At 64.6% G+C, this 12,872-nt stretch carries 16 protein-coding genes; 6 read left to right on the top strand and 10 right to left on the bottom strand.

Annotated elements, in window-relative coordinates; all coding sequences use genetic code 11:
* Positions 1 to 17: 17 nt before the first annotated feature.
* The 6 genes from AC1DV8_RS22095 to AC1DV8_RS22070 all read right to left on the bottom strand — a co-directional run bounded on the left by AC1DV8_RS22095 (position 18) and on the right by AC1DV8_RS22070 (position 5,176).
* Positions 18 to 755: a FadR/GntR family transcriptional regulator gene (locus tag AC1DV8_RS22095; protein WP_477149978.1), complete on the bottom strand. Its 738-nt coding sequence runs from the start codon at positions 753 to 755 to the stop codon at positions 18 to 20.
* Positions 756 to 1,262: 507 nt separating this feature from the next.
* Positions 1,263 to 1,826 (bottom strand): dihydrofolate reductase family protein, encoded by a 564-nt coding sequence (locus AC1DV8_RS22090; protein ID WP_477158945.1) that lies wholly within the window; start codon positions 1,824 to 1,826, stop codon positions 1,263 to 1,265.
* Positions 1,827 to 2,009: 183 nt separating this feature from the next.
* Positions 2,010 to 2,861: a fumarylacetoacetate hydrolase family protein gene (locus AC1DV8_RS22085; RefSeq protein WP_477149976.1), complete on the bottom strand. Its 852-nt coding sequence runs from the start codon at positions 2,859 to 2,861 to the stop codon at positions 2,010 to 2,012.
* A gap of 86 nt (positions 2,862 to 2,947) precedes the next feature.
* Positions 2,948 to 3,958: a DUF3616 domain-containing protein gene (locus tag AC1DV8_RS22080; RefSeq protein WP_477158944.1), complete on the bottom strand. Its 1,011-nt coding sequence runs from the start codon at positions 3,956 to 3,958 to the stop codon at positions 2,948 to 2,950.
* 5 nt (positions 3,959 to 3,963) lie between these two features.
* Positions 3,964 to 4,395: an RbsD/FucU family protein gene (locus AC1DV8_RS22075; RefSeq protein WP_477149974.1), complete on the bottom strand. Its 432-nt coding sequence runs from the start codon at positions 4,393 to 4,395 to the stop codon at positions 3,964 to 3,966.
* A gap of 25 nt (positions 4,396 to 4,420) precedes the next feature.
* Complete coding sequence (locus AC1DV8_RS22070) at positions 4,421 to 5,176, bottom strand: GntR family transcriptional regulator (RefSeq protein WP_477149973.1); 756 nt, start codon at positions 5,174 to 5,176, stop codon at positions 4,421 to 4,423.
* A gap of 144 nt (positions 5,177 to 5,320) precedes the next feature.
* Between AC1DV8_RS22070 and AC1DV8_RS22065 the strand changes: the two genes are divergently transcribed.
* Together AC1DV8_RS22065 and AC1DV8_RS22060 are read left to right on the top strand one after the other, a co-directional pair.
* On the top strand, positions 5,321 to 6,874 hold the full coding sequence (locus tag AC1DV8_RS22065; protein WP_477158943.1) for a UxaA family hydrolase: 1,554 nt from the start codon (positions 5,321 to 5,323) through the stop codon (positions 6,872 to 6,874).
* Positions 6,874 to 7,152 carry an acylphosphatase gene (locus tag AC1DV8_RS22060; protein WP_477158942.1) on the top strand — a complete coding sequence of 93 codons (279 nt, stop codon included), beginning with the start codon at positions 6,874 to 6,876 and terminating at the stop codon, positions 7,150 to 7,152. Before AC1DV8_RS22065 ends, AC1DV8_RS22060 begins: the two co-directional genes overlap by 1 nt.
* A 20-nt stretch (positions 7,153 to 7,172) precedes the next feature.
* Here the strand turns inward: AC1DV8_RS22060 and AC1DV8_RS22055 are convergent, their stop codons facing one another.
* Positions 7,173 to 7,730 carry a sugar O-acetyltransferase gene (locus AC1DV8_RS22055; RefSeq protein WP_477158941.1) on the bottom strand — a complete coding sequence of 186 codons (558 nt, stop codon included), beginning with the start codon at positions 7,728 to 7,730 and terminating at the stop codon, positions 7,173 to 7,175.
* 392 nt (positions 7,731 to 8,122) lie between these two features.
* On the opposite strand from AC1DV8_RS22055, the gene rnk reads away from it, so the two are divergent.
* Positions 8,123 to 8,527: a nucleoside diphosphate kinase regulator gene (gene rnk / locus AC1DV8_RS22050; RefSeq protein WP_477149969.1), complete on the top strand. Its 405-nt coding sequence runs from the start codon at positions 8,123 to 8,125 to the stop codon at positions 8,525 to 8,527.
* A 166-nt stretch (positions 8,528 to 8,693) separates the two neighbouring features.
* Complete coding sequence (locus AC1DV8_RS22045; RefSeq protein WP_477149968.1) at positions 8,694 to 8,915, top strand: hypothetical protein; 222 nt, start codon at positions 8,694 to 8,696, stop codon at positions 8,913 to 8,915.
* A 140-nt stretch (positions 8,916 to 9,055) separates the two neighbouring features.
* On the opposite strand, the gene AC1DV8_RS22040 is transcribed toward AC1DV8_RS22045, so the two are convergent.
* On the bottom strand, positions 9,056 to 9,964 hold the full coding sequence (locus tag AC1DV8_RS22040) for an SMP-30/gluconolactonase/LRE family protein (RefSeq protein WP_477158940.1): 909 nt from the start codon (positions 9,962 to 9,964) through the stop codon (positions 9,056 to 9,058).
* Positions 9,965 to 10,080: 116 nt separating this feature from the next.
* Between AC1DV8_RS22040 and AC1DV8_RS22035 the strand changes: the two genes are divergently transcribed.
* The gene (locus AC1DV8_RS22035; RefSeq protein WP_477158939.1) at positions 10,081 to 11,553 is read left to right on the top strand and encodes an NAD-dependent succinate-semialdehyde dehydrogenase; all 1,473 of its coding nucleotides are present in this window, start codon (positions 10,081 to 10,083) and stop codon (positions 11,551 to 11,553) included.
* 36 nt (positions 11,554 to 11,589) lie between these two features.
* Here AC1DV8_RS22035 and AC1DV8_RS22030 read toward each other — a convergent pair whose 3' ends face one another.
* Positions 11,590 to 11,985 (bottom strand): GNAT family N-acetyltransferase, encoded by a 396-nt coding sequence (locus AC1DV8_RS22030; RefSeq protein WP_477158938.1) that lies wholly within the window; start codon positions 11,983 to 11,985, stop codon positions 11,590 to 11,592.
* Entirely contained in the window at positions 11,972 to 12,379 is a 408-nt protein-coding gene (cueR, locus tag AC1DV8_RS22025; protein ID WP_477158937.1) for a Cu(I)-responsive transcriptional regulator, read from the bottom strand. The genes AC1DV8_RS22030 and cueR overlap by 14 nt, the downstream gene beginning before the upstream one ends.
* 82 nt (positions 12,380 to 12,461) lie before the next feature.
* Here cueR and AC1DV8_RS22020 point away from each other — a divergent pair.
* Positions 12,462 to 12,872 (top strand): YHS domain-containing protein (locus tag AC1DV8_RS22020; protein ID WP_477158936.1); only part of this gene is annotated, 411 nt, incomplete at its 3' end.

Here is a 12,872-nt window from a genome sequence, read left to right as displayed (position 1 = left end):
CTGAACACGCTCCGTGTCTACTCCTTGAACAGGGCCAACCCGGCTTCGAGGTGCTGGCTCATGCGGTACTGATAGGCGAAGCGGTTGCGGGTCTCGAGGGCGTCGGCAATGCCGCCGTGCTCGTCGAAACTGACGCCGTGGGTCTTCATCCGGTTGACGCCGCTCTCCATGATTTTCAGCATCACCGGCTTCATGATCCGGTAGATCTCGGTGACCTGCTTGTTGCCGAGGATGCCGACCAGGGTCGAATGGAAGCGGAAATCGTGCTGCGCGGCGGCGTGGATCTGATCTTCCTCGCGCATCGCGTCGTTGATGGTGCGGAGCTCGACGATGTCCTCGGAAGTGGCGCGATCGAACAGCTGGTCGACCGAGCCGACCTCGATCAGCTGGCGGAAGCCTTGCGTGTCGAGGAAGGTCTGGCGGCTGAGTTCCAGCGTGTTGAACGAATAGAGCTCGAACACCGCGTCCATGCGCCGATCGATGATGACAGCGCCGACCTTGGGGCGCACGTCGACCACGCCATAGGCCTTGAGGATGCGCATCGCCTCGCGCACCGTCGTGCGGCTCGAGCTGAACATCTCGCCCAGCTCGCGCTCCGATGGCAGCGGGTCGCCGACTCCGAGGTTGCGGGCGTCGATCAGTGCCTTGATCTGGCCGACCAGGGTCTCGACAGCCGAGTCATAGAGGTGCACGGCGCCGTGCTTTTTGCGCACGCTCCCCTGCTTCAGCCGAACGACATTGCTCCTGGCCGACATGACCGGATTGCCCCGACGCCAAATGTGAATAGTTCCCTCAGTCCTGCATTTGTAGGACCAGCGGGACGTTAGTTTCAGTGTTTTTGCCTGTCAATAGCTCTGCAATGGATGCTTGGAGTAGATTGTGACGACAACTGGTATGACAAATACTACTGCAAATTGATCTGCGAGAGACTGCGGCAGGGATGTGCGTAGCGGAAAAACATTGAATGCTAACATGTTAGCGGAGGGCGTCGTGGGGACCGCCTGAGTGGCCGCACGCGATCCGATTAGGGTGCGAATTTGCTGGTCGAGGCTGTGAAGAAGTTACGGCAGCGGACCAGGGTCGAGGCCTTACCTTGCATCGAGGCTGCGGCCACCCCCACCCTTGATCCCTCCCCACAAGGGGGAGGGAGACGCAAGAACTGAGGCGGTGCAGCTATCGCCTCCCTCCCCCTTGTGGAGAGGGAAAGAGGGTGGGGGTAGCACACGCTCCGGCGGGCACGGGCCGTCTGTCGCGGCGATCCGCTAAGCCGGTGCGTAGGTGAGTGCCACTACGCCGTCGGGCAGCGGCAGCGCCTCGAGCAGGCGCAGCTTCTTCTGCGCGCCGGGGCCGAATACCAGTTGACCGCCGCCGAGAAGGATCGGGTTGAGGAACAAATGCAGCTCGTCGATCAGGCCGCGCTCGAGGCAGCTGCGGACGAGGACCGGGCTGCCGAAGCTGACGATGTCGCCGCCGGGCTGCTGCTTCAGCGCGTTCAGTTCCATGGGATCGCGCAGTAGCAGCGACTTCTCCCAGTTGGCCTCGGCTTCGGGCAGGGTGGTCGAGACGACGATCTTGGTCGAGCGGGCGAGCCAGTCGGCGTGCTCGCGTTCGCCCGGCGTCGCGTCGGGGTTGCCGGGGACGGTCGGCCAGTAGCCCTGCATCCCCTTGTAGGTCTTGGGACCGAAGACCACGGTATCGGCATTGGTGGTCAGCTGTTTTGCCCGGGCGGCGATCACGTCGTTGTAGGTGACCCAGTAGAAGCCGCCATCAGCATCGGAGGCATAGCCGTCCAGCGATACGTGGAGATGCATCTTGAGCTTGCGCATGGGCGCCCCTCGTCGGTTAAGGTGTGGCTTAACTAACGTGCGGGAGCAGGGAACGTCAATGATTAAGTTGCGGCTTAAGTGATGTAGCAGAGGTCGGTGACGGCGACGGCTGGGAGAGGCGCCCAGAAGCACAAAGGGCGCCGGCCTTGCGACTGACGCCCTCGAAACTTCAGTGCGAAGACCTTAGGCCGCGTAGGCCTTGGTCGTCTGCTGCTGTTCGCCCAGGCCGTCGATGCCGAGCTTCATGGTCTGGCCCGGCTTCAGCCAGATCGGCTCCGGCTTCTGGCCCATGCCGACACCCGGCGGAGTGCCGGTGGTGATCACGTCACCCGGCTGCAGGCTCATGAACTGGCTGAGATAGGCAACGACGTGGGCGACGCCGAAGATCATCGTCTTGGTCGAGCCGTCCTGGTAGCGGTGGCCATCGACGTCGAGCCACATGCCGAGGTTCTGCACGTCCTTGACTTCGTCCTTGGTGACCAGCCACGGGCCGATCGGGCCGAAAGTGTCGGCCGACTTGCCCTTGGTCCACTGGCCGCCGCGCTCGGTCTGGAAGTGGCGCTCGCTCAGGTCGTTCACGACGCAGTAGCCGGCGACGTAGTCCAGCGCGTCCTTCTCTTCGATGTAGCGGGCTTCCTTGCCGATGATGACGCCGAGCTCGACTTCCCAGTCGGGCTTCAGGGTGTTCTTGGGCAGGATCACGTCGTCGTTCGGCCCGATGATGGCGCTGGTCGCCTTCATGAAGATGATCGGCTCGGCCGGGATGGCGGCGCCGGTTTCGGCGGCGTGGTCGGCATAGTTGAGGCCGATGCAGATGAACTTGCCGACGCTGCCGACGCAGGGGCCGATGCGCGAGCCCTTGTCGAGCACGGGAAGGCTGCCGTGGTCGGCGGCCTTGATCTTGGCGAGGCCCTCGGCGCCGATGGCGGCGCCGGCGATATCGGAAACCACGGAAGACAGGTCGCGATAGGTGCCGTCGGTGTGCAGGATCGCGGGCTTTTCGGCGCCCTTGGGGCCGACGCGCAGAAGTTTCATGGAGTGCTCCTCAAATTTGGTGCGAAGGGATAGGGCGCTGGTCGCGCTGAGTCGAGGGCGACGATGGTCGAATCCGTTCGGCGGGCTCAGCCGGCCGGAATCTCTAGGGTGAATAGCCGCGGGCGGCCGTTGGCGGGGTGGTCGGAGAGGACCAGCAGCTCGGCGATGGCACTGCCATCAGCGCGTGGCGTGTAGTCGGCCAGCAGCAGCGCCTCGACCTTGTCGCGGTCGATCGGTTCGAGCATGCCGAGCCTCGTCACGGCATCGCGCTTGCGGTTGAACAGGTTGACGGTGAAGCCTTCGGCCGCATCGGAGGACGGGCCGCCGAGAATGAGGAAGCGGCCATCCGGGAGCGTAGCGAGATCGCGGATACCGACGCCGCGCCCCAGCGGCACGCGGATGATTTTCGCGGCCAGGTCGGCGCCCGCCGTGAACAATGCGGCGGCACGCACGCTGAGCAGCAGGGCGTCGCCGTTGATGGTCGGGGTACGGAAGCCGAAATAGAGGCGGCGGCGCCAGGCGGCGAGGCCCTCGATGTTGATGCCGTCGCGCTTGTTGGGCGACTTGAGGAAATAGGGCGCGAAGGTCTTTCGCCCGCGCAGCAGCTCGTTGAGGCGGAAACTCAGTTCGGGGTGCCGGCCATCGCGGCCGACCCGGGCGACGAGGTGGGCGGAGCGGCGGTAGTCGGCGCGCTTCTTGCCCTGCGGGGTGACCCAGTCATGGATGCTGTGGGAGCCGGTGACGTAGTAGTGCGGGCCGAGCCAGACGACGCCTTCGCCGTCGAGGATGTAGCGGTCGGGGCCGGGGTAGCCGTCATCCGGCGCGGCGCCGACGGCCTCGAGCTTGATGCGATCGGCGGGGAGCAGCGGCACCACGGTGCCGGGCTCGAGCGTGGCCGCATCGAGATCGAGCCAGGCGAATTGCGCGAACAGTCCCTCGTTGTCGATGACGAGGCATTTGCGCCGCCGCCGGCCAAGCGGCGTGGCGCTGGCGATGCCGCTGAGATCGGTGGCGACCGTAGTCTCCGCGCTCAGGAAGTCGCCGATCAGGGCGAGCTCCCGGGTGGGGATAAACGGCTGATCACCGTCCCGCGTCATGTGGCTTACTCCGGGCGGACGATGCCCTTCTTCAGCAACACATTGCCGTAGAGGCGGCGCTCGCCGGTCTGGATGACGGCATAGGCGCCGTGGACACGCTCGTAGAAGGCGAAGCGCTCGAGGAGACTCAGCTTCATCTCCGGCTCGTGCTTCCTGATCAGCTTGTCGAAATCCTTGTGGGTCTGCTCGCGCTTCTTGGCGTCGCCGACCACTTCCATGCCGAAGGCCTGTTCGTCGACGAAGGTATCGAGCGGCATCACCGAGAGCACCGCATCGAGCACGTCGTTGGCGCTGATGCCATCGAGGCGTACCAGTTGCGGGCCTGCACTGTCGCCGGGGTAGTTGGCGTCGACGATAGCGATCTCATCACCGTGGCCCATGGCGCGCAGGATGTAGAGCAGGTCGGGGCCGAGGATCGGCGAAATGCCCTTGAGCATGGTGGTTCCTTTTGTTTGTTGCCGTTCAGCCGAACGGGAAGGCGGAGTAGGCGGGGTCGTCGCGGAGCATTTCGCCGTCGGCGAACAGCTCGGCGTGATCGGCGGCGAAGGCGATGAGTTCGGCCATCACCGAGTCGATGTGGGCGCGCATGGCGGCGGAGGCGATCATCGTGTCGCTGGCGATGATGCCGTCGAGGATCTTCTGGTGCTCGTTGAGCGTGGTGCTCAGCCGCCGCGGGGTGAGGATCAGGCGGCGGGCGCGGTCGAGATTGGCGCGCGTGTTCTCGATGACGCCCTTCACCTTGGTGAAGCGCATGTCGCCGAAGATGATGTCGTGGAACTCGAGATCGCGCTCGTGGAAGCCGTTCTGGTCGTCGATCTCCACCGCGGCGCGCTGGTAGCTCATGTTGCGCTGCAGCGTGTCGATCAGCTCCGGGCTGTGGTTGCCGGTGACGACGCGGACCGCTTCGGCCTCGAGCGCTTTGCGGATCAGCATGTATTCGAGCACGTCGGCGATGCGGACCAGTGACACGGTGCTGCCGCGTTGCGGCAGGATGTCGACCAGACCCTCGGCCTGCAACCGGGCCAGCGCCTCGGAGACGGGGAAGCGCGAGACGCCCAGCCGCTCGCAGATGGCACCCTTGTCGATCACTTCGCCGGGCTTCAGGTCCAGCTGGACGATGGCCTGGCGCAGCGTGTCGGTGACGAACACGGTGACGTTGCCGCGTGTCGGTGTCGCGGGCGTAGACAGAAATGAGTAGGGACTTGCGTCAGTCTTCATGCTAACATGTTAGTTGGACTGCCGGAGCATTTCAATTGCACCTGCTTGTCGCCCGACAGGTTTTCCGCCGCAAGCGGGCAGCGTCGGGCGTACAGCAGTTTCGACAGTTCCCGCCCGTATCCAGGATCAGAAGAGCCGCTCCCGATGTCCGATGTCATGTCCCGCCCCGCCGCCGCCAAGACGCTGCTGCTCAACGCCCAAGACAATGTCGCGGTGGCGCTGAGCAATCTCGATGTCGGCACCGATACGCCACAGGGCGTGCGCACCACCAAGCGCGTGCCCAAGGGGCACAAGTTCACCGTGCGGCAGGTTGCAGCGGGCGAGCCGATCGTCAAGTTCGGGCAGATCATCGGCTTTGCCAAGGACGCGATCCCGCCGGGCGAGTGGGTGCACGAGCACAATGTGACGATCGGCGAGGAGCACGGCGCGTTCCAGCGCGACTACGCGTTCGGCGAGGGCATCGTGCCGGTGGATTTCGTGCCGGAGGCGCAGCGGGCGACGTTCCAGGGCTTCCGCCGCTCCAATGGCACGGTGGGGACGCGCAACTATATCGGCATCCTCACCTCGGTGAACTGCTCGACCACGGTCGCCGGGTTTATCGCGCGAGAGGTCGAGCGCTCGGGCATTCTCGAGCAGTATCCCAATGTCGACGGCATCGTGGCGCTGAAGCAGGCCAATGGCTGCGTCATCGACTATCGCGGGGTGATCTTCGATATCCTCAAGAAGACCACGTGGGGCTATGCCACCAACCCGAACATGGGTGGGGTGATCATGGTGGGGCTCGGCTGCGAGGGCTTCCAGATTCCCCGGCTCAAGGAAGCCTATGGGGTTACCGAGAACGAGACGTTCCGCACCATGACCATCCAGGAAGTGGGCGGCACGCGGAAGACGGTGGAGGCCGGCGTCGAGGCGGTGAAGGCCATGCTGCCGATCGTCAACAAGGCGGAGCGCGAGACGGTGCCGGCGTCGGAACTGATGCTGGCGCTGCAGTGCGGCGGCTCGGACGGCTATTCGGGCATCACTGCCAACCCGGCGCTCGGCGTCGCGGCGGACATCCTGGTGCGGCACGGCGGCACGGCGATTCTCTCCGAGACGCCGGAGGTTTACGGCGCGGAGCACCTCCTCACCCGGCGTGCGAAGAACCGCGAGGTCGGCGAGAAGCTCATCGATATCATCCACTGGTGGGAAGATTACGCCGAACGCAACAACATGGAGATGAACAACAATCCGTCTCCGGGCAACAAACTTGGCGGACTTACCACTATTCTGGAGAAATCTCTGGGTGCAACTGCAAAAGGCGGTACAACTCCGCTCAATGCAGTGTATCACTATGCCGATCCGGTGACCGAAAAGGGGTTCGTGTTCATGGATACGCCCGGATACGATCCGGTTTCGGCGACGGGACAGGTTGCTGGTGGTGCAAATATACTATGCTTCACCACCGGCCGCGGCTCGGCCTATGGCTGCAAGCCGACGCCGTCGATCAAGATCGCCACCAACTCGGACATCTATCACAAGATGATCGATGACATGGACATCAACGGCGGCGAAGTGGTCGAGGGCGGCTCGCTGGAAGAAAAGGGGCAGGAGATCTTCGACAAGATCCTCGCGGTCGCTTCGGGCGAGAAGAGCAAATCGGAACTCCTGGGGTATGGCGACAACGAGTTCGTCCCCTGGCAGATTGGCGCGACGTTCTGATGCGGCGCGCCGTCCATGTGGTGATCACTGGACGGGTGCAGGGAGTGGGCTTTCGCGCTTTTGTCGAGCGCGAGGCCGAGGTGCTGAAGCTTAATGGCTGGGTTCGCAACCGGCGCGACGGCACGGTCGAGGCGGTGTTCGCCGGCGACGAAGGCGAGATCCAGCACATCCTGATGGAACTCAACGCCGGTCCGCCTGCCGCGGCGGTGACCGATGTACGGACGGGCCCTTACGAGGGGCCCATACCGGATGGGTTCAGTTCGCTGCCGACGGCGTAACGGCCGGGTGGGGTCGCGGCTTACTCGCCGACCGACCGAATGACCCGCGCAGGATTTCCGCCGACCAGGGTGTTCGGAGGAACGTCCCTGGTGACGACCGAACCTGCAGCGACTACCGAGTTCTCACCTACCGTCACCCCGCCGATGATGGTTACTCCGGCCGCGATCCAGACGTTGCGCTCGATCACGATGGGCTTGGCGATCACGGCGGCACGCCGTTGGGAGGGCTCGATGGGATGGCCCGAGGTGATGAGGCTGACATTGGGCCCGATCATGACGTCATCACCAATGTCGATGCCGCCCAGGTCGTACATGGTGCAGTTCTGGTTGATGAAGACATTGCGCCCGACCCGGGTGTTGTCGCCGCCGGTGGCGTAGAACGGCGGGATCAGCGAGAAGCTGTCGTCCACCTTGTGGCCGATCAGCTCGCTGAACAGGGCTCGGATCGCGTCCGCATCGTCGTAGGCCAGGCGGTTGATGGCGGGGGTGATCGCCATCGCCCGCTTTACGCCGGCGACCATCGCCGCTGATTCCGGCGTCCGCCTCGGAATGATCTTGGTGCGGTCGTCGATGGCCATCCGTTTTCCCGGGGTGCGGTGAGGTTTTGCGCGAGGGCGGGCGCCGAGATTTGCTGAGTCGAGGCACAGGGCGGAAGGGTCAGAATTTGCCCGATCCCGAGATTCAGCCAGAGACACGAAGCGCGGCTGGATTTGACTTTGCGACAAGACCGCTTACATACGGCCCATGTCTTGCTTTGCGACCATCATTGTTATGGCACCGCACCGGGAAACCCCGGTCGCAGGCATTTAGCCCCATGATCCGCGCCTAGGCGCCGCCGGGTCTGGGGCATCCCGAGACCCACACGGACATTTCCGTTCGGGCTCGCCAACAAGGCGCCAATCCAAAAACACCAGCGTGAACCGTCGCGGCAGAGACTGCAGACGTTCGCGCATCGAAAGGAATACCCAAGATGCAATCCTTGCGTCGCTACGACCTACAACCGCGCATCGTCCTCAGCGAGGATGACCACCGCAAACTCATCGCCCTGGCGCTCGCCGGCAGCGGACACGGCTCCGATGCCGCCGACGACCTGCTCTATGAGATCGAACGGGCCCGCGTCGTCCCCACCCCCAAGCTCGGCTCGAGCGTGGTGCGGATGGGCTCGACCGTGACCTATCGGCCCGACAATGGCTCCGAGCGGACCGTGCAGCTGGTCTATCCGGCCGACGCCGACATCGCCCAGGGCAAGATTTCCGTGCTGACGCCGGTCGGCACCGCGCTGATCGGGCTCGATATCGGGCAGTCGATCACCTGGGAGGCGCGGGACGGCAACAAGCATGTGCTGACCGTGCTGGCGGTCGAACAGCAGGCGTGATTCGTGAGCGGGGGTTGGCTCGTCGCCTCCGTGTCACTTAATTCGCTTGCAACATCAGATGGTTGGACTGTCACAATTGTGCGGCCCAACCGTCATGGCGCTAGCATCAGTCATGGTTAATGAAGTGTTGCGGCCGAACTGGCCGCCCCGCACTTCGGAGGCTCCAATGGCCCAGCAACGTGCCCACCAGCCCATCGCGATGACCGGCATGCGCTCCACCACCGGTCAGGCCCTGGCGATCCGCTACGACCTGCAATCGAACACCATCGCCTTTGTCGAGGACGACTGGTTCGCCGACGCCGTGCGCACGACCAGCGTGCCGCCCCGCGCGGTGGTGCGCCAGCGACTCGGTAACACAGTCGTCCGGCTGGTGCCGCGGCGACGGTGATCGCCTTCCCCCCTTGTGGGAGAAGGATCGCTCGTCGCTTCGCTCCGATCGGGCAACACCAACGTGTTGCGGACCCCTCATCCGGCGCTACGCGCCACCTTCTCCCACAAGGGGAGAAGGCAGGCCGGTGCGTGTGGCAGCTAGGGCCGCGTTGCGCCGTTCACTGCCAGGTAGATGCTGTGCAGGCTCTGCGTGGCGCAGATGAACAGGCGGTTGCGGCGGGGGCCGCCGAATTCGACGTTGGCGACGCCGTCCGGCGTCAGGAGCTTGCCGAGCAGCACGCCCGATGAGTTGAAGCAGTGGACGCCGTCGCCGGCGGAGGTCCAGACATTGCCGCGGTCGTCGAGGCGGAAGCCGTCGGGCAGGCCGGTGTCGGTGACGCAGAAGACGCGGCTGTTGCTGACGGTGTTGTCGGCGTTGACGTCGAACACCCGGATATGACGCGGCAGGTCAGCGCCGTGGCTATAGGCGCTGTCGGCAACGTAGAGCAGCTTCTCGTCGGGCGAGAAGGCGATGCCGTTGGGGCGGATGAAATCGTCGATGGCGACCTTCAGTTCCCCGGTCGCGGGGTCGAGGCAGAAGACGTAGCAGCCGTCCTGCTCGAACTCGCCCTTGTAGCCCTCGTAGTCCGAGAGGATGCCGTAGCCCGGGTCGGTGAACCAGATGGTGCCGTCGGACTTCACCACCACGTCGTTGGGGGCGTTGAGCTTCTTGCCGCGATAGCTGTCGGCTAGGACGGTGATGGTGCCGTCAAGCTCGGTGCGCACCACGTTGCGGCCGCCGTGCGAGCAGGAGACCAGGCGGCCTTCGCGGTCTCGGGTATTGCCGTTGATGTAGTTGGAGTTGTGGCGGAACACCGAGGTGCCGCCATCTGGGGTCCAGCGCATCAGGCGGTTGTTGGGGATGTCGGACCAGACCAGTTGGTTGGCATCGCCGAACCAGCACGGGCCTTCGGCCCAGCGGCAATCGGAATAGAGCGTTTCGAGCTTGGCGCTGCCCTGGATCAGGTGCCCGAATTCCTTCTCGTGATGCTGATAGATGCCGGCCATTTGGTCCCCCTCGCTTAACTTCGCGGCGCATCCAATCGGAAGTTTTGGAGCCCGGCAAGGCTACTTGCGTTCATTGCGGGCGAGGCGCAGAGCTTTCCGCCTCAAGGAGAATTCCGATGCCTATCACTGACGCGCTCAACACCCGCCTCAAGGACACATCGCTGCTCCGCGCGGCCGCCTTCATCGGCGGACGCTGGCTCGAGACGGCTGAAAACGCCACGACATTCGAGGTGACCAATCCATCGACCGGCGAAGTGCTGGCGGTGCTGCCAAACTGTGGCGTGGCCGAGGCCAAGCTGGCGATCCACGCTGCAGATGGAGCGCAGGTGGCCTGGGCGAAGAAGACCGGCAAGGCGCGCGCTGCGGTGCTGCGGAAGCTGCACGATTTGATGGTCGAGAATGCCGATGATCTCGCGGCGGTCATGACCGCGGAGCAGGGCAAGCCCGTACCGGAAGCGAAGGGCGAGGTGCTGTATGGCGCAGCCTATGTCGAGTGGTTCGGCGAGGAGGCGAAGCGGGTCTACGGCGACACCATTCCTGGGCACCAGGAAGACAAGCGGATCATCGTGATCAAGCAGCCGGTGGGGGTCGTCGCGACGATCACGCCGTGGAACTTCCCCAACGCCATGCTGGCGCGGAAGGTGGCGCCGGCGCTGGCGGCGGGGTGCGCCGTTGTATCGAAGCCGGCGGCGGAAACGCCACTATCGGCGATCGCGATGGCGGTGCTGGCGGAGCGGGCCGGGTTGCCGGCGGGGCTGTTCAACCTGTTGCCATCGACGCATTCGTCGGATCTCGGCAAGGAGTTCTGCTCGAACGAAGTGGTGAAGAAGCTGAGCTTCACCGGCTCGACCGAGGTCGGCCGTATCCTGATGCGGCAGGGGGCGGACCAGATCAAGCGGCTGAGCCTCGAGCTTGGCGGCAATGCGCCGTTCATTGTGTTCGACGACGCCGATCTCGATGCGGCGGTCGATGGGGCGATGATCTCGAAATACCGCAATAATGGGCAGACCTGCGTCTGCGCCAACCGCATTTACGTGCAGGCGGATGTCTACGACGCGTTCGCGGCGAAGCTCACCGCGGCGGTGGAGAAGCTGCGGGTCGGCGACGGGTTTGGCGCCGGCATCACCACCGGGCCGCTGATCGACGAGAAGGCGGTGGAGAAGGTGGAGCGGCACCTGACCGACGCGCTGCGCAAGGGCGGCCGCGTGCTCACCGGCGGCAAGCGCAAGGAGGGGCTGTTCTTCGAGCCGACGGTGCTGGCCGGCGCAACGGCCGAGATGGTGCTGGCGCGCGAGGAGACATTCGGGCCGCTGGCGCCGCTGTTCAAGTTCGAGACGGTCGAGGAGGTGATCCGGCTGGCGAACGCGACGGAGTTCGGGCTCGCGTCATACTTCTATGCGCGCGACCTGAGCCGGGTGTTCGAGGTGGCCGAGGCGCTCGACTACGGGATGGTGGGGATCAATACCGGGCTGATCTCCACCGAGGTTGCGCCGTTCGGCGGAGTGAAGCAGTCCGGACACGGGCGCGAGGGGAGCAAGTACGGGATCGAGGACTATCTCGACATCAAGTATCTGTGCTTGAGCGTTTGAGGTCGATGGGCTGGTGGCTGTTGACCCCCACCGGCCTCAGAGCCTGATCAACCCCGCCGCCGTCGGCTGGAACCCGCACGCTGCGTAGAACGCCTCCAATTGCGGTTCGTAGTCTACATGCAGCCAGTGTGCGCCCCGCTCACGCGCCGCCTCGGCCACTTGCCGCACCAGTTCTTTGGCGATCCCCCGCCGCTGGAACTCCGGGTCGACCGTGGTATCGAGCAGGAAAGCATGCACCCCGCCATCCCAGGCGACGTTGACGTAGCCGACCATGCGGGTGCTGGAATAGGCGCAGGCATGAGTGAGGCTGCGGGTGAGGATGAAGGCGAGGTCGCCGCTCCAGCCATCGCCCCAGGCAGCGCGCCACAGCGGGGCCAGTTCCTCTTCGCTTGGGAACGGATCGAGCCGGTAGGCGATGTCAGTGTCCGGCATGCGGCGTGCTTCCGGCGAGGCCTTCGATGATCGGGCAGTCGGGCCGGTGATCGCCGTCGCAGGCGTCGGCGAGGGTGGCGAGGGTGTGGCGCATCTCGCCGAGCAGTTTGATCTTCTGGTCGAGTTCAGCGATGTGGCTCTGGGTCAGGGCCTTCACGTCGGCGCTCGACCGCTGGGTATCGCCCCAGAGGCGCAACAGGTCGCGGATCTCGTCCATCGAGAAGCCGAGGTCGCGGGCGCGGCGGATGAAGCCGAGGCGGTGGATGTCATGGTGGCCGTAATCGCGATAGTTGGAGGAACGACGGTCCGCGCCGGGGATCAGTCCAATGGACTCGTAGTGACGGATCATCTTGGCGGATACGCCGGTCAGCCGGGAGGCCTCGCCGATCTGCATGGGAACACCTATCTGAACAATGTGCTTGACCTTACCATGATGGGAAGGTGCAGAACAGACCCTATGACGATAGGAGTCGCGTATGGATACCCACGCTGAACATAACCATTCACATGCCGGGGCAGGGGGCGCGGTGACCCGCGACCCGGTTTGCGGCATGACCGTCGACATGGCGAAGACGCCGCACCGCACCGTGCATGAGGGCCGGGAGATCGGCTTCTGCAGCGGCGGCTGCAAGGCGAAGTTCGAGGCGGAGCCGGCGAAGTATCTGAAGGCGATTGATCCGGTTTGCGGCATGCAGGTGGATCGGGCTACTGCGAAGCACATGCTGAAGCACGAGGGCTCGCGGTATTACTTCTGCTGCGAGGGCTGCCAGAAGAGCTTTGAGGCCGATCCCGACAAGTACTTGAATGCCAAGCCGTTTGAGTTGCCGGGTGCAGTGCCTGCGGCCGCCCCCTCCACCGCGCAAGGCGCGGTCCCCCTCGTCCCCCTC

It is taken from the genome of Devosia sp. P3_B2, assembly GCF_056402875.1.
The sequence above is the reverse complement of the archived record's forward strand: the minus strand, read 5'-3'. Positions and strand labels throughout refer to the sequence as shown.